Here is a 16,287-nt window from a genome sequence, read left to right on the forward strand (position 1 = left end):
GTTTAAAGTTTATACTTGGTTTTTCGTCTCACAATTAAATTCCCAACGTCTTCCTGTTCAGTACATCGTCAGCACCCGAAGCAGCAAAATCGTCAAATGCACGCTCTGTTACACGGATAATATGATCTTTGATAAATTGTGCACCTTCTCTTGCGCCGTCCTCGGGGTGTTTCAAAGCGCACTCCCATTCTAACACGGCCCAACCTTTAAAGTCATACTGTGCAAGTTTGCTAAAGATAGTTTTAAAATCCACTTGTCCGTCACCTAAAGAACGGAAACGTCCGGCGCGGTCTATCCAGTTCTGGTAACCACCATACACGCCCTGGCGACCGGTCGGGTTAAACTCAGCATCTTTAACGTGGAACATCTTGATACGCTCGTGGTACAGGTCGATATATTCGATATAATCCAGGCATTGCAATACAAAGTGCGATGGATCATAAAGCAGGTTAGCACGTTTGTGGCCGTTAACTTTATCAAGGAACATCTCAAAGGTGATACCATCATGCAGGTCCTCACCGGCGTGTATCTCGTAGCAAAGGTCGATGCCATGCTCCTCGTATACATCCAGGATCGGGGTCCAGCGTTTGCCTAATTCGGTAAAAGCGGTCTCCACGATACCGGCAGGGCGTTGCGGCCATGGGTATAACATTGGCCAAAGTAAAGCGCCACTAAAAGTGACGCTTGCGTTCAGGCCTAAATTCTGCGAGGCCTTAGCAGCATACTTCAATTGCTGAACGGCCCACTCCTGACGAGCTTTTGGATTCTTGCGGAACTGCTCAGGTGCAAAACCGTCGAACAGGTCGTCATAAACCGGGTTTACCGCTACCAGCTGACCTTGCAAATGAGTTGATAATTCGGTAATCTCTAAACCAGCAGCGTTAACGATGCCTTTGATCTCGTCTGCATAGGTCTTACTTTCGGCAGCCTTTTGCAGATCGATAAAGCGAGGATCGCCGGTAGGCAACTGTACGCCTTTAAAGCCAAGGCCAGCGGCCCATTGGCAAATGCTTTCTAAACTATTATAAGGCGCTGTATCGCCAATAAATTGCGCTAAAAATATAGCAGGTCCTTTTACTGTTGTCATAATTGGTGATGGTTTATACAGTGGTTTTAAGTTCTATCCATTTTTGATCTGACTTGCCCGACGCGATCACCGTCTCAATAAACGCCATACCGCGTACACCTTCTTCAATGCCCGGATAATCTTTCGACTCAACCGATGCTTCTTTACCTTCGATACTTGCTTCTACGCACTCCGCAAAGTTGCGATATAGATTGGCAAAAGCCTCCAGATACCCTTCAGGGTGGCCTGGCGGTACACGAAAATTGTGTTGCGCGAATGTACCGTTGTACTCTGCACCGGTGCGATAGATCTCGGTCGGCTGGTGCAGCCATTTGATCTGTAAGGTGTTGTTATCGGCTTGCTGCCATTCCATGCCTCCTTCTTCGCCGTAGATACGTATCCTAAGGTTATTCTCTTCTCCGGCAGCTATTTGGGTAGCCATCAGCGTACCGCTTGCGCCGTTCTCTAATTTTAAGAGTATCGCGCCGTCGTCGTCCAATAAGCGACCATCAATAACCACGTTAATGTCGGCGCATAATTTCGTCACTTTTTGGCCGGTAACATACTCTAACAAATTGAAAGCGTGTGTGCCGATATCGCCCATAGCACCGGCAATGCCGCTTTGCGTTGGGTCGGTACGCCAGGCCGCCTGTTTATTTCCTGTCGATTCGCTAAACTCGCTCAACCAGCCTTGCGGATACTCCACATAAGCCTTGCGGATCTTACCTAATTTACCTTCGGCGATGAACTGTTTAGCCTGCTTCACCATCGGGTAACCGGTATAAGTATGCGTCAGGCAAAACAGTTTTCCACTTGATGCTACTACTTTTTCCAAATCCAAAGCCTCGGCTAAAGAGAAGGTCATCGGTTTATCCAACACCACGTGGAAGCCGCTCTCCAAGGCCAATTTCGTCGGCGCAAAGTGTACATGGTTAGGCGTTACAATGCTGATCACCTGCACGCGCACATCCTCGGGTAGTTGTAATTCTTTCTCGATCAGTTCCTGATAAGAACCATAAGCACGGCTTTCGTCCACGTTCAATAATACTCCGCTGGCTTTCGACCTTTCGGCATTACTGCTAAAAGCGCCGCAGACCAGTTCGTATTTATCATCGATCCGGGCAGCAATGCGGTGCACCGCGCCAATAAAAGCGCCACTGCCCCCGCCGATCATTCCTAATCGTAGTTTCATAGTAGATATAATTTATAGAGGGTGTCATGCTGAGCTTGTCGAAGCATGGCGGGCAGGGCTTCTGCGCTCCACCCTTCGACAGGCTCAGGGTGACACCCCTTTTTTGAGTTTTGATCTTTGACTTAAGACCTTCGACTCAAGACTTCAAACTTACTTAGCCGCCGGCTGCACCAAAGTAGTGTACTCTCTGATCCAGATATTGCGGAAGCTGATCGGCTCGCTCGCATCGCCATGGGCTTGCAATTTGATAGGTGCAGGGCCATGTGGCTTGTTGTAAGTAGCTTTACCGATGTACTGCGTTGGGCCGGTCAGTTCAAAATGGTTCTGAACCAATACGCCATTGAACAATAAGGTCACGTAAGCAGGGCTTTTAACGGTACCGTCGGCGTTAAAAACAGGCGCTGTCCAGATCACATCATAAGTTTGCCACTCGCCCGGTTTGCGGTTAGGGTTAACCATTGGCGGCGATTGTTTGTAAACCGCACCAGCCTGACCGTTAGTGTAAGTTTTGTTGTTGTAAGCATCCATGATCTGCACTTCGTAACCGGCATCGCCTTTACCAATAGATGCCAGGAACAGACCACTGTTACCACGTGCCTGGCCTTCGCCGGTGATGCTTTCAGGGATCTTAAATTCCAAGTGCAGTTGATAGTTACCGAAAGACTTTTTGGTCTCGATGTTACCACCTGTTTTGTTCACCTTCATGGTACCGTTCTCTACAGTCCAGGTAACAGGCGAATGATTATCTGTAGTTACCCACTCGTCCAGGTTCTTACCATCGAACAAAACCAAAGCGTCCGAAGGGGCTGTGCCCAAACCCGGGCCCGGCGTAATAACCGGAGGAACAGGGGTGTAAAACTCGGTATCAGCAGGCTTCGGCCTGTTCTGTGCAACAGCAGACAATACGCAAAGCGAACCTGCTACAGCTAATAATAATTGCTTCTTCATCTTAATTAGGTCTGTAATTATTTAAGTAAAGTGTCTTTGATGTAGTTAGCGCTCTGAGTGATGCTCTCGAAACCGTCCATAGAGAAGTTCTCTTGTTCCATAAAGATGTGCTTAACGCCCGATTTCTTTTGAAATTCGAAGATTTTTTTAAAGTCGATGCTACCGGTACCAACCTCAGTGTTCAACTCGCGTTTGTTTTTGTCCATGTCTTTTACATGCCACATGCTAAAACGGCCCGGGTTCTCCTCGATCATTTTGATAGGATCGCGGCCAGCACGAACTACCCAGTAGATATCCATCTCGAAGGTCACCAATTTAGGGTCGGTCTCTTTCAGCATGGTATCGTAAACGGCCGAACCATCGATCTGCTTAAATTCAAAATCGTGGTTGTGGTAACCGATCTTCACGCCGGATGGTTTGGTGAATTTAGCGGTCTTGTTCAAAGCCTCAGCCAGGTATTTATAATCCTCTGGTTTTTTGCGGAATTTATCGCCGGTGGCCGGGATCACGATAGTATCCTGACCTAAAGCGTTAGCAGCCTCGATGCAAGAAGACAATTCGTCATCCTTACCATCGTACATAAAACGATCCTGACCGTAGTGGCCGCTTGGCGACTTGATACCATTGTCTTTCAGCAATGCGCCAAAATCTTTAGATGGCATGCCGAAATATGTTTTCTTGCTCCAATCGTAACCGTAGGTCTCCAGCTCGGTGTAACCCGCTTTGGCTATCTTTTCGATAACGCCTTTCACGTCTTTACCAATGTAATCGCGTAGGGTGTATAATTGCAAACCTACTTTCAGGTTTGATTTGGCGGCGAATAAAGCGCTTGGCGACAATGTCATTAAGCCTGCAGACAATAAGCCTGTCTGTTTAAGGAAGTCTCTCCTGTTGGTCATATTAAAAATGTTATGTTGATCAAAATTTATACATCACATATCTGCACCGATTTTTTTAGCGATGCCAGTTTATCTTTTTGTTTTGGTAAAAACTCCTGGGCCACAAACCCTTTAAAGCCGGTGGCTACAATAGCTTTCATAATAGCCGGGTAGTACAATTCCTGAGTATCATCTATCTCGTTACGGCCCGGCACACCGGCGGTGTGGTAATGGGCAATGTACTGATGATTCTCGCGGATGTTATGGATCACATCACCTTCATCTACCTGCATGTGGTAAATGTCATACAGCAGTTTAAAATTTTCGGATCCCAAACGTTTACAGATCTCTACACCATTGGCGGTACGGTCGGCAAAGTAATCTTTATGGTTTATCTTGCTGTTCAGCAACTCCATTACCAGGGTAACGTTGTGCCTGGCAGCCAGCTCCACCATCGGCTTCAGACCTTCAACGCAATTGCTCCAGACGGTCTCGTTATCCATACCACGGCGGCGGCCGCTAAAGCAGATCAGGTTCTTGTAACCTGCATCAGCCACTTTAGGGATCATCTCAGTATAGTTCTTATGCAATTGGGCGTGGAATTTCTTCTCGCCAAATCCGTCGTCCAGGTTTATCTCGGCACCATTACACATGGCCGATGTCAGCCCGTGCTTTTTCAGGATATGCCATTCGCCGGGGCCGATCAGGTCGATACCGGTCATGCCCATATCTTTGGCAGCGCCGCAAAGTTCGTCTAAAGTAAAGTCGTTAAAGCACCAGCGTGCTACCGAGTGATTGATGTTGCCCTTAAGCGCCATAGATGATTGTGAGGGTTGACCGGCCGTTGTGAAGGATGACAACGCACCAGCCGCGCCGGCCGCGACTGTACCTGTAATGATGTTCTTAATAGCCGACCGGCGGTTCTGTTTACGCTCCATATTGTTATTAAATATTGCCTTTATACCGGCGCACATAAGCTTGCCTACTGTACATCAAACGCTTATCGCGACCTTGGGCGGACCATCACTAAGTACCCATGCGGTTTACGCTTGTTTACCTTATGACTGCCCCGCTTTTGTAAGGTTTACCAAGCAGGCTTTATATAATTGGGGTTTGTAAATATATTGCTTTTTTCCGTTGAGGGCGCTCGGTAACAAAATGGATACAAAAAATTATTGAGGGCTTAACAAGGCTATTTCTCGTACTTCCAGTGGCGTTTTTTCCCTTCGGATACCCATTCCAGCATCGTCTCTAACCGCTTAAGACGGGTTGACTCGGTCTTGGCCTCGGCCAGCCATACCAGGTAATCTTTTTTGGCCGACGGACTGAACTTTTGGAAGTTCTGCATCGCCTCCACATTATCCTTAAAAGCTTCGATCAGATCATCCGGAACGGCAAGTTCCTCAGTGGGCCAAGTCTTTTTGGTCGATACCCTTTTGCCTGCTTTATTCAGTTCGATAGCATTGCGGAAATACCTGATCAGTATGTCGTCAGCAGGTAGATCTTCCAAACTGGTGATCTTGCCCAAACCACCATAGCCTTCTTCTTCTCTAAACAACCCGTTGGGGTCGTCCATTAGTTTGGTCTTCCAAAAGTTAAGACCGATGTGTTGTTTGAACGCAGCCATACCCGCCACCGGACCACCGTAAGCATCAAAATGCGGGCAGCCCCATTTGATCACTTCTACAATGCCGGGGTCGGCCTGATGTATCAATTCGCGGACATGCTCCAAAATAGGCTGCGCAAACTCTGCCGACTTGGCAATGTATTCGTCTACACGGGGTTCAAATTTATCTATGCTCATCACAACCAAACTTACATATCTACAACGCTCTTTTTTTCCAACTTTTTGTGGGTCTTGGCTACCTCCATCAAAGCTGCTGAACAATAGAACGGGCGCAACTCCATGATCAGCACACCGGCTTTAATGGCAGGGTCGGTCTCGGTCAGCGTCTTGGCTTCAGCAATGGTCGGCACATCGAAAATAAAGATACCTTCCACCTCGCCCGGATCCATGAACGGACCTGCGACCACCAGTTTACCTTCGTCGGCCAGTTTTGTGATATTCTTTAAATGCGCTTTTTGTATCTCGGCCATTTTGGCTTTATCATCGATCTTGGTCGGACCGGTCTTCAGGAAAGCAATTACATATTTGCGCATGCCATATTCGTCGGCCCCTAATTTTTTGGCAAGGGCGGCATCGTATTGCGGGTTGGATTTTGGTTCGGTCTTTTGCGCGTAGCTGTTAAAAGCCACGGCAAGCAAAGCAAGGGTCAGTAGTTTTTTCATGATCGGGGAGATTGGTTTGAGTCAAATATAATGCGTGGATGTGGGGATATGCAAATGTGCAGGTGCTTTAAATATTTGTCATTGCGAGGAGCGAAGAGGTGGGGCAGAGGGATAGAGAGCGACGCGGCAATCCCATAGGCAGGTCCTCGTTGTTTGTCCTCTGAGACTGCCACGTCGCCCCAACGCACTTCCCTCCCCTTCGCTCCTCGCAATGACAAAACTTATTTATGAATTATCTGCTCAATTCTTTCAACGCATCCTTCGCTATCCATTTAGCCGACTTACTCCCCTGCTTCAACACCCGCTCCGCACACTCGATAGCCGCTTCCCGCAAAACCTCATTCCGCTTACCGATCTGCCGTAACGCCCAGTTGACCGCCTTCTTCACAAAGTTGCGCCCATCCCAGGCTTCTCGTTTGATGATGGGGAAGAACGGATAGAACGTCTCATCAGCCGCTTTCTTTTGATGCACGGCAAACTCTGCCATCAGCACAAAACCGGCGCGTTTAACAAATTCATGTTCGGACTTGGTGTACTCCAATACCTTATCCATCGCGAACGGTGTTTTCCAGAACAAGTTACCACAAGCCTGATCACAAACGTCCCACGATACGAACTGGTGCGTCCAATGATCCATTTGGGTGGGTGTAAGTTGAACATGATCGGCGATCAGCGTCGCCAAAATGCGGGCCTCATGGATATCGGTATCCCAAAGTTCCAGCGCCAGTTGATGGTCTTTCTTGATGATCTTGGCCAGCTTGCGCACTTCGGGGATCTTTACGCCAAGGGCTTTAGTGTTATCGATACCAAACCGGGCCATCCCGGCAAGGTACTGCAGGGAGGAGAGGTCTTTTAGCGTGTCGATGATGTCTTCGGAGGTGGGCATGGGCTATATCAAAACTTACTACCGGTAGAACAGGGTATTATGTTTAGAAATCACAAATGATCGAACCTTATGCCCGCGAAATGCCGGTTTACCGATATCGGGGTTCAATTCTATAAGGTCTATGATATGATAAACTATTTATGCTCAGCTCGCTTGCTCCAAATTACATCTCGAGCCATTCCTTGTGGCTTGCTTTAACTTGCGCATGTGAGACCATATTGGCCGGATCAAAACTTTCTTCGTACGATATGATCAGATCTTGTTTCTGCTCATCGGTCAGTTTATGCCATGCTTCACCATTCTGCTCATCATTCAAATTCTGCAAAAGGTCGTAATATTGCTTTAAAACTGTCTCGTCTTCGATACTGTCTATTAGCTGGTGAAAGTCTTCCCTGATCCTAATGACAAATACATTCTGGTTAATGTAAATATACGAACTTTAAAATATCGAGCGTCACTTCGCATTTGGCATTCCGCCTTTCGCATTCCTTTCTCCTATATCTCCTTCACATCCCCCGCTGCTATCCACCCGGTAGTACCGTTAGCCAAACCCACCTTGATCTTTTTGCCTTTTGCATCGAGCAGGTTCACTTTGGTGCCGGCGTGCAATAGGAAGAGTGTTTTGCTTAACTCGGACGGTGTACTTTTTACTGTGGAGGTCGCACTGAAAATGATGGCTTGCTTGTGCGCGTCGAAATAAGCCGATTGGCGGTTACCCATAAAAATGAATACCAAGCCAATAACGAACAGACCGATAGCGCTGTAAAACGAGGTTTTTTTTAACGTCACCGAATTGGTGAACAGGTAATATATCAATGATGCGCTGGCCAATAAAATGCTGGCTACGCTCAGTATCGAGAGTGCACTTAAAGATATCGACAGGACAAACCCTCGCCACCAACGGTACAGGAATAACTCCGGTCGGGCCTCTATCCTATCGGCAGTGCGCTGGTTAGCAAAGCGGATGTTGAATGCGATGTCCTCATCGGCCGGGGAAAGTTTATGGGCTTTCTCATAGTACCAGATAGCGGTCGGGATATCGCCGGTCTTAAAGCTGGCGTTGCCCATATTGTAATATAATGATGCGGATGCGTATCCGTCATTGATCAGCTTTTGATAGGCTGTCTTAGCTTCGGTATATTTTGCCTTAGCGTACAGAGCGTCTCCATCAGCGGTGCTGCTGCCAAAAGATAACAATGGCAAGGCAAGGCATAAAAACAAGTATAAAATGCGCTTAAACTTCATCTTCAATGTCATCTATAATATTCTTTGCCCGCTCGAACATGTCTTCTTCTGTTGTGCCGGTCACCGGGGCAAAGCGGGCCATGTCGCACAGGTCGAGGGTCTCTTCTAAATAGGCTATCGTTTCGACTTTTACAGAGCGTTTTTTTAGCTCTTCGGATATCACGTCTTTGTCCAAATTGGCGTATGGGATATTTAACTTATCGGCCAAATAACCGTAGATACCTTTGAACACAGCCTCGTAAAACACTTTAGAGTCCTTTGCTGCCAGTGCCTTTTTAGCTGTTTTTAAATGCTTGGCTGCTATTTTACTGGCCTTGCGGCTGCGTACTTTCACCACATCACTGTTACGCTTAGTATTTACTTTGCGGAAAACTAACGCGCCGATAAATGCAAGCGGACCTAATAACAGCAACAGGTTATAAGCCGTGGAGCCGAAGAACTGCCCTTCGTCTTTGCTAACGCTCTCTGTTTTCTTGATACCGCGAATGTCTTTCTCCACCACCCTGTCCGATGAGGCCAGTGTACTCACATTACTTTCAGCTTTGCCTTTGGCAATATCCAGGTCGAATGCTTTTGAAGTCAGGGTTACATATTTCTCGGTAGCCGGGTTAAAATAACTGAACTTTAATGGCTGTAAGGTGTATTTCCCCTCATGACGCGGGATCAGCAAAAAGTTATAGAAACGGCTGCCAGATATACGGCCGCCTGCCTTGCTGATGGTATCGGTGGTCTTGGGATCGTACTTTTCAAAATCCGACGGGAAATTTGGCGCCAGATTATTGATCAGCATGATGTTGCCCGTGCCAGATATGCGGACGTTGTAATTCAGCGGTTCGCTGGTCTTTAATGCGGTGCGATCTACGGTCGCTTTCATATCAAACACGCCTACTGCTCCCGTAAAGTCGATCGGTTTACCGGCTTCAGGTAAAGGCTTAACGGCGATGGTAACCGGCTGACTTTTCAGCTTTACCTTAACATCCTTAAATGCCCCACCAAAAAACTGTTCCATCGCATCGCGAGGCGGCGCTTGCTGGCGGATGATGAAGGTCATCCCCAATGGATCTATCGTCAGGTTACCTGTCTTTTGCGGGAACAGGATGGTCTGCTTCACGTCGGCCACGTTATATTTTAAGCCATTAACGATCTTGGTACGCCAAACCACATTCTGTGGTTGCTTGGGATCATTCATGTCCTGGCTCCAAAAACCGTTCAGATCAGGTAATTTATCCAGCTGACTTTCCAAGATACCTACACGGGTATAAAGCTCGTAGCTCACGGTCAATTGCTGGCCGGGATAAGCCCGGGTCTTATCAACCGCCGCCCTTAAAAATATCGACTTGGATACATCCCCCATCGGGCGGTTATCGTCGACAATAACATTTTGCTGTTGCTGCTGCTGTTGACGTGCGTTGCTATTACCCAACTGACCTTTGGTCACCGTGACCCTAATGGGTTTAGTGCTCAGCACTTTTCCATTGACGGCAATACTGGCCGAACCGATGGTGGCTGTTCCCTCTTTAGTGGCGGCCAAAATATAGCTGTAGCCGATGCTCATAGAAGTAGCACCATTAATAGAACTCATACTGGTAGACACATTAGGCCCTGCCAGCACCTGCAAACCCGAAAGTGTAGGCGGTTGAAAGCGGTCGCCGTTACCGTTCAAGGTAAAAGCCACCTCGAACTGCTCGCCAACGGCAACCTGGTTCTTATCTACCGATGCCATAAAGGTGGTCCCCTGTGCAAACAGGGCCGCCGTCCACAGCGTAAATAGTATCGTTAATATGTAATATCTCTTTGTCACGTTTAAATTCTTGGGGCGATCATCTTAAAACAGGATACTGAACACTGATCGAACGATCACTGTTCACCGACCTACCAATTCTTACTGATCGGCACCCTCGCGCCTTTCAGTTTCTTGTTCTTCAGTTTATCCTGAGTTTGTTTCTCGTTATTATTCAGGGCGTCCAGCATACGCTGAGCATCCTCTTTGGATACCTGGGGTTTTTGCCCTTGCTGATCTTTTTTATCCTGATCTTTCTTGTCCTGGTCCTTTTTATCCTGGTTGTCCTGATCTTTCTTATCCTGATCTTTTTTGTCCTTATCCTTATCTCCCTTGTCGTCCTTCTTATCTTTATCCTGATCCTTCTTGTCCTTGTCTTTGTTCTTATCCTTGTTTTTGTCCTTATTCTTATCCTTTTTATCCTGCTGCTGTTGTTGCTTCAGTTTTTCTTGCGCGTAAGCCAGGTTGTAGCGGGTCTGCTCGTCCTTCGGGTTTTGGATCAACGACTTTTTGTAAGCCTCTACCGCTTCCTCTAATTTCTTGGTCTCCATTAACGAGTTACCCATGTTGTGGTAAGCGGCAGCGGCAGCAACTTTATTAGTAGTCCCCTCAGCTATTTTGCCGAATTGCTCGCCGGCCTCGGCAAACTTCTTTTGGCGGAACATGGCATCGCTCATGTTGAAGCTGCCCTCCAGGTTCTGCGCTTTTTTATCAAGCGACTGCTTATACAAAGCCTCGGCCTCTTTATACTTTTTCTCCTGATAAAGCTTATTACCTTTATGGATCAGGCTTTTCTCCTGCTGGGCGTATGCGCCCATGCCGGTCATTAAAAATAAGATGAAAATTATTGCTGCCTGCCTCATTTCTTTACCTCAAATAATTTCAAATTACTTAAACGCTGACTTTTACGGTTGGATATAAAGAACTCTACCAGCAACAACACCAAGGCAATGCCGATGAAAATCTGGAATCTATCCTCGTAATCTCTAAAGCTTTTGCTGTCAACCTCTTTGCGCTGGATCTTGCCTATCTGATCCATCACAATATTCATCCCACTGTTGGCATTGGTAGCCCGCACGTATGAGCCCTCGCCTGCGGCGGCTATCTCCTTACACATTTCCTCGTTCAGTTTGGTGAGTACTTGCTTGTTGCTTTCGTCCATTATAAAGCCCACCTGTTTGCCATCCTGATATTGCGGGATCGGCGCGCCGTCAACCGAACCTACACCGATCACATGTATAGATACATCCTGCCCGGCAGCGCTTTTGGCGGCTGCTACGGCATCGTCCTCGTGGTTTTCGCCATCGGTGATCACGATCATGGCTTTACCCGTTCCGTTCTTAAAGTCGAACGATTTCATACCCATCTCTATAGCAGCACCAATGGCCGTACCTTGCGTAGGCACCATGTTGGTGTTCACTGTATTCAGGAACAATTTGGCAGCCGAATAATCGGTAGTGATCGGCAACTGCACATAAGCCTGCCCCGCAAATACGATCAGTCCGATGCGGTCGCCCTCTAAATTATCTATCAGTTGCGATATGGCACGTTTGGCGTTATCCAAACGGTTAGGGGCCAGATCTTGCGCCAGCATCGAGTTAGAAACATCTAACAGGATCATCAGATCCGCGCCTTTGCGTTTCACTTCTTCTATTTTAGAACCTAACTGTGGGTCGGCCGCACCGATGATCACCATAGCATAGGCCACGGCGAACAAGATAAATTTTAACCATGGGCGCGAGAATGATACGTCGGGCATCATGCGCAGTACCACTGCCCTATCGCCCAGGCGTTTGATGGCTTTCTTTTTCCAGATGCTTACCTGCATAAAGAACAGCACGAACACCGGGATGGCCAGTAGTCCCCACAAAAAATTGATATGTGCAAATCGAAGCATTAATTTCTGTTATGTAGTGGCCCCTTTAAACAGGGTGTTTCGTAAAACAAATTCGAGCGCCAGCAATGCCAAAGCGATCAACGCGAATGGCAAGAACAGCTCGTTCTTTTTGCGGTATTCGGTCACGTCTATTTTGGCCTTTTCCAGTTTATCTATCTTATCGTAGATGTTCTTCAGCGCCGCGTTATTGGTAGCACGGAAGTATTTACCGCCCGTGGTCTCGGCTATTTTGGTCAGCGTGCCCTCGTCAATATCTACCGGCACGTTCTGATAAACGATACCATTTGGCGTAGTGAACGGATAAGGGGCCATGCCCTTAGTACCGATACCTACGGTGTACACCCGCACACCAAATTGCTTGGCTATTTCGGCAGCTGTCAACGGCGGGATGGATCCCATGTTGTTTGATCCGTCGGTCAGCAAGATCACCACCTTACTTTTTGATGTACTTTCTTTTAGGCGATTAACTGCGGTAGCCAGACCCATACCAATGGCAGTACCATCATCGATCATACCGTTCTTAATGTCGCTATAAAGGTTGATCAATACATCATGATCTATCGTGAGCGGACATTGTGTAAAGCTCTCGCCGCTAAAGATCACCAGACCGATGCGGTCATCGGGGCGGTTTTTAATAAAATCTATAGCGATCGCTTTACCGGCCTCTAAACGGTTAGGTTTAAAATCTTCGGCCAGCATACTGCCCGATATATCCGAGGCGATGATAATATCGATACCCTCAGTAGTGCTGTTCTGCCAGCTCATCGACGATTGCGGACGGGCCATAGCCACGATCAGTGCGGCCAGACCTAACGAGCGCAACACGATATCCGTATGGCGGAACATTGGCAGGAAAGTTTTTGCCGGCAGCGCGAAGCCTTTTACGGTAGATACGCCCATATCGCCATACAAACGGCGTTGGCGCCAAATGTACCAGGCCACCATTACCGGGATGAGCAGAAAAAGCCAAAAGAAACCCGGTTGGGCAAATTGCATTCCCTTAAACATCAGTTGCTCCTCCTTCTGCAGGTTGGCTTGGGGCAGCAGGCGCGGCCTCTTGCTTGGTATTGTTCACAAAAGCTATGGCGTTATCCATGCTTTGCTCATTTTCGGCAGGCAATGGTTTTTCTTTCGCGAATTTTACCATATCGGCCAGTAATAAGATCAGGCGCAGCATATTACGGTCGGCATCCTCAATATCCAGATATTTTAAACTGGCAAAGATCTCGGCTGTGGTCTTTTCATGTGTCTTGATCACGTAGCGCCTTTCCAGGTAATCGCGGACGATGTTACTTAATTCTACATGGTACAACTTCTCGTTACCTTGCTGCCATAGTTTCTTCTCACGCAATTCCGCTAACTGACCAAGAATGGTCACATGTAACGGAATGATCGGTTTTGGCGGTTCTACCACTACAACTTCTTTCTTCGGACGGGTTCTCAGATACCAGATCACACCACCAATGATGATCAACGCGGTAAGGATGCTGCACACCAATAGCAAATTATCGCGGATCCAATCCCAAAGGCTGTAATCGACCGCCATGGGTTGTTTAATGTCGAAAATAGCTTTGGTGGTATCTACCTTAATTGTGCGCACATCTAACGATAATGGCGATGTAGCCACCTTACCACTTGCCGCGCCAAATTCGTAAGCAGGTATCTCATACTTACCTTCATCAAAAGCGGTAATCGTGTAAGCACGGTGAACGGTGATATTACCGGGATCTTTGCTATCGGCAGCAGTATCCAGCTTGCCGGCGTTAACGATCAGTATTTTTGAGCTGATGGTATCGGCCAGTTGCGGGAAATTCACTTTTTGATCTTTTGGCTGGCGCACCATCAAATGCAGCTGCGTTTGCGAGCCGATCCTGATCACGGTAGAATCCAGCTTAGCCGTGGCCTGCACCTGCGCGCTGGCCGTGCGGGTAAAGCCCGCCAGTATCAATAATAAAACAAGGAAATAATACGGTCTCTTCATCACTTGCGGCTTTCCCGTTTTTTAAATAAGGTCATTAATGGTTTCACGTACGATTCGTGCGTACCGATGGCCGTCGACTCCACGCCCGAACGTTTAAAGGTGTCCAGCGTTTGCGCGTTACGTTTCAAAGCCTCGGCTTTGTATGATGCACGCACTTGTTTGTCGCCCGTGTTTACCCATGCGATCTGACCGGTCTCTTCGTCCTTGATCGGGATCAGGCCCAGATCGGGGAATTCCTCATCGTGCTTATCAAATAATCTTAACGCAATGATGTCGTGCTTCTTATTGGCGATCTTCAGTTCGTGCTCAAAAGCCGGGGTGATAAAATCCGATATCAGGAAGGCTGTACACCTTTTTTTGATCACGCTGGTAAAATATTTTAAAGCCGCGCCTACGTTAGTGCCTTTACTCTCGGGCGTAAAATCGATCAGTTCGCGAATGATCATCAGGATATGGCTGCGGCCTTTTTTAGGCGGGATGAATTTCTCTATCTTATCGCTAAAAAAGATCACGCCTACCTTATCGTTATTTTGTATGGCCGAAAATGCCAGTACTGCGCAGATCTCGGTAGCCTGCTCTTGCTTTTGCTGGCCCAGCGTACCAAAGTTCTTAGATCCGCTCACATCCATCAAGATCATCACGGTCAGCTCGCGCTCCTCGTCAAACACCTTTACGTAAGGGTGATCAAAACGGGCGGTCACGTTCCAGTCAATGGTGCGTATCTCGTCGCCCAACTGGTATTCGCGCACCTCGTTAAAGGCCATACCCCTACCCTTAAAGGCAGAGTGGTACTCGCCGCTGAACAAGTGGTTGCTCAACCCGCGGGTCTTTATCTCTATCTTCCGTACTTTTTTTAGCAGGTCTTTGGTATCTCGCGCCATGGGGAATTAGATTCAAGAATCAAGAGTCAAGATGCAAGACAGGAACTATTACGCTCCCACTCTTTCTATCTTGGTTCTTGATTCTTTATTCTTGATTCTACTCTATAATCCTAAATCTTGGTTCTTGATTCTTTACTCTTGATTCTCTCCCTACGGTACCTCAACCACGTTCAAAATCCCTGTAATGATCTCTTCGGTGGTCATGTTCTCGGCTTCGGCTTCGTAGCTGATGCCGATACGGTGACGCATTACATCATGTGCTACAGCGCGAACATCCTCAGGGATCACATAGCCGCGGCGTTTGATGAACGCGTAAGCTTTAGCGGCCAGCGCCAGGTTGATACTTGCACGCGGCGAACCACCGTAAGTGATCAGGTGCTTATACTCGGCCAGTTTGTATTGATCAGGGTAACGGGTAGCGAATACGATATCGATGATGTATTGCTCTATCTTCTCGTCCATGTACACCTCGCGCACTACTTTGCGTGCTTTCAGGATATCTTCGGGCTTAATGATAGGGCTTGGTTTTAGCATACCGCTCGGCGATATGTTAGAACGAACGATGCGTTTCTCATCCTCTTTGTTCGGGTAACCAATAACTACCTTCAGCATAAAGCGGTCAAGCTGTGCTTCTGGTAATGGATAAGTACCTTCCTGCTCCAGCGGGTTTTGGGTAGCTAATACCAGGAATGGGGTCGGCAACGGGTACGTGGTATCGCCAATGGTCACCTGTTTCTCCTGCATGGCCTCTAACAGCGCGCTCTGCACCTTGGCAGGTGCACGGTTGATCTCATCCGCAAGGATAAAGTTGCTGAATAAGGGACCTTTACGCACTACAAACTCAGCTTTTTGCTGGTTGTAGATCATGGTACCTAACAAGTCGGCAGGTAACAGATCGGGCGTGAACTGGATACGGCTAAAATCGGCCTGAACACATTTTGACAGGGTGTTGATCGCCAAGGTCTTGGCCAGACCCGGAACACCTTCTAACAGGATGTGCCCGTCGGCCAGTAAACCAATAAGCAATCGATCGACCATGTATTTTTGGCCAACGATCACCTTATCCATCTCCATACGGAGCAGGTCTATAAATGCGCTTTCTTTCTCAATACGCTCGTTAAGCGCCCTGATGTCTGTAGAATATGAGGTACTGCCGGTCTCGGCTTTGTTAACTGACTCTTCCATTAAATAAACTTAATTTTTAAGGTTAGGCAAAAGTAAACACAGGGTGGTCATCTGCCAAT

The 16,287-nt window shown here is 47.6% G+C and carries 17 protein-coding genes; all 17 read right to left on the bottom strand.

The window, feature by feature from the left end; genetic code table 11:
* Positions 1-34: 34 nt before the first annotated feature.
* The 17 genes from IRJ16_RS13230 to IRJ16_RS13310 all read right to left on the bottom strand — a co-directional run bounded on the left by IRJ16_RS13230 (position 35) and on the right by IRJ16_RS13310 (position 16,228).
* Complete coding sequence (locus tag IRJ16_RS13230; RefSeq protein ID WP_194112074.1) at positions 35-1,087, bottom strand: sugar phosphate isomerase/epimerase family protein; 1,053 nt, start codon at positions 1,085-1,087, stop codon at positions 35-37.
* Positions 1,088-1,100: 13 nt separating this feature from the next.
* Complete coding sequence (locus IRJ16_RS13235) at positions 1,101-2,258, bottom strand: Gfo/Idh/MocA family protein (RefSeq protein ID WP_228080102.1); 1,158 nt, start codon at positions 2,256-2,258, stop codon at positions 1,101-1,103.
* 150 nt (positions 2,259-2,408) lie between these two features.
* Entirely contained in the window at positions 2,409-3,206 is a 798-nt protein-coding gene (locus tag IRJ16_RS13240) for a 3-keto-disaccharide hydrolase (RefSeq protein ID WP_194112075.1), read from the bottom strand.
* Between the two features lie 17 nt (positions 3,207-3,223).
* Entirely contained in the window at positions 3,224-4,105 is an 882-nt protein-coding gene (locus IRJ16_RS13245; RefSeq protein ID WP_194112076.1) for a sugar phosphate isomerase/epimerase family protein, read from the bottom strand.
* 26 nt (positions 4,106-4,131) lie between these two features.
* Entirely contained in the window at positions 4,132-5,022 is an 891-nt protein-coding gene (locus IRJ16_RS13250) for a hydroxypyruvate isomerase family protein (RefSeq protein ID WP_194112077.1), read from the bottom strand.
* A 254-nt stretch (positions 5,023-5,276) separates the two neighbouring features.
* The gene (locus tag IRJ16_RS13255; RefSeq protein WP_228080104.1) at positions 5,277-5,888 is read right to left on the bottom strand and encodes a YdeI/OmpD-associated family protein; all 612 of its coding nucleotides are present in this window, start codon (positions 5,886-5,888) and stop codon (positions 5,277-5,279) included.
* A gap of 11 nt (positions 5,889-5,899) precedes the next feature.
* A complete protein-coding gene (locus tag IRJ16_RS13260) occupies positions 5,900-6,373 on the bottom strand; it encodes a YciI family protein (RefSeq protein WP_194112078.1) in 474 nt (157 codons plus the stop codon).
* Between the two features lie 232 nt (positions 6,374-6,605).
* Positions 6,606-7,259, bottom strand: a complete 654-nt coding sequence (locus IRJ16_RS13265; protein WP_194112079.1) for a DNA alkylation repair protein — start codon at positions 7,257-7,259, stop codon at positions 6,606-6,608.
* Positions 7,260-7,422: 163 nt separating this feature from the next.
* Positions 7,423-7,584, bottom strand: coding sequence for a hypothetical protein (locus IRJ16_RS13270; RefSeq protein WP_194112080.1), 162 nt, complete (start codon positions 7,582-7,584; stop codon positions 7,423-7,425).
* Positions 7,585-7,754: 170 nt separating this feature from the next.
* Complete coding sequence (locus IRJ16_RS13275; protein ID WP_194112081.1) at positions 7,755-8,504, bottom strand: tetratricopeptide repeat protein; 750 nt, start codon at positions 8,502-8,504, stop codon at positions 7,755-7,757.
* The gene (locus IRJ16_RS13280; protein WP_194112082.1) at positions 8,494-10,305 is read right to left on the bottom strand and encodes a BatD family protein; all 1,812 of its coding nucleotides are present in this window, start codon (positions 10,303-10,305) and stop codon (positions 8,494-8,496) included. The genes IRJ16_RS13275 and IRJ16_RS13280 overlap by 11 nt, the downstream gene beginning before the upstream one ends.
* A 71-nt stretch (positions 10,306-10,376) precedes the next feature.
* The gene (locus IRJ16_RS13285; RefSeq protein ID WP_194112083.1) at positions 10,377-11,147 is read right to left on the bottom strand and encodes a tetratricopeptide repeat protein; all 771 of its coding nucleotides are present in this window, start codon (positions 11,145-11,147) and stop codon (positions 10,377-10,379) included.
* Positions 11,144-12,181 carry a VWA domain-containing protein gene (locus tag IRJ16_RS13290; protein WP_194112084.1) on the bottom strand — a complete coding sequence of 346 codons (1,038 nt, stop codon included), beginning with the start codon at positions 12,179-12,181 and terminating at the stop codon, positions 11,144-11,146. Before IRJ16_RS13290 ends, IRJ16_RS13285 begins: the two co-directional genes overlap by 4 nt.
* A 9-nt stretch (positions 12,182-12,190) precedes the next feature.
* Positions 12,191-13,189 carry a vWA domain-containing protein gene (locus IRJ16_RS13295; RefSeq protein ID WP_228080106.1) on the bottom strand — a complete coding sequence of 333 codons (999 nt, stop codon included), beginning with the start codon at positions 13,187-13,189 and terminating at the stop codon, positions 12,191-12,193.
* Positions 13,182-14,162, bottom strand: a complete 981-nt coding sequence (locus IRJ16_RS13300; protein WP_194112085.1) for a BatD family protein — start codon at positions 14,160-14,162, stop codon at positions 13,182-13,184. Before IRJ16_RS13300 ends, IRJ16_RS13295 begins: the two co-directional genes overlap by 8 nt.
* Positions 14,162-15,043 carry a DUF58 domain-containing protein gene (locus IRJ16_RS13305; protein WP_194112086.1) on the bottom strand — a complete coding sequence of 294 codons (882 nt, stop codon included), beginning with the start codon at positions 15,041-15,043 and terminating at the stop codon, positions 14,162-14,164. Before IRJ16_RS13305 ends, IRJ16_RS13300 begins: the two co-directional genes overlap by 1 nt.
* Positions 15,044-15,193: 150 nt before the next feature.
* Positions 15,194-16,228: an AAA family ATPase gene (locus IRJ16_RS13310; protein ID WP_194112087.1), complete on the bottom strand. Its 1,035-nt coding sequence runs from the start codon at positions 16,226-16,228 to the stop codon at positions 15,194-15,196.
* Between the last annotated feature and the right edge of the window lie 59 nt (positions 16,229-16,287).

The organism is Mucilaginibacter myungsuensis (genome assembly GCF_015222005.1).
Taxonomy (GTDB): Bacteria; Bacteroidota; Bacteroidia; order Sphingobacteriales; family Sphingobacteriaceae; genus Mucilaginibacter; species Mucilaginibacter myungsuensis.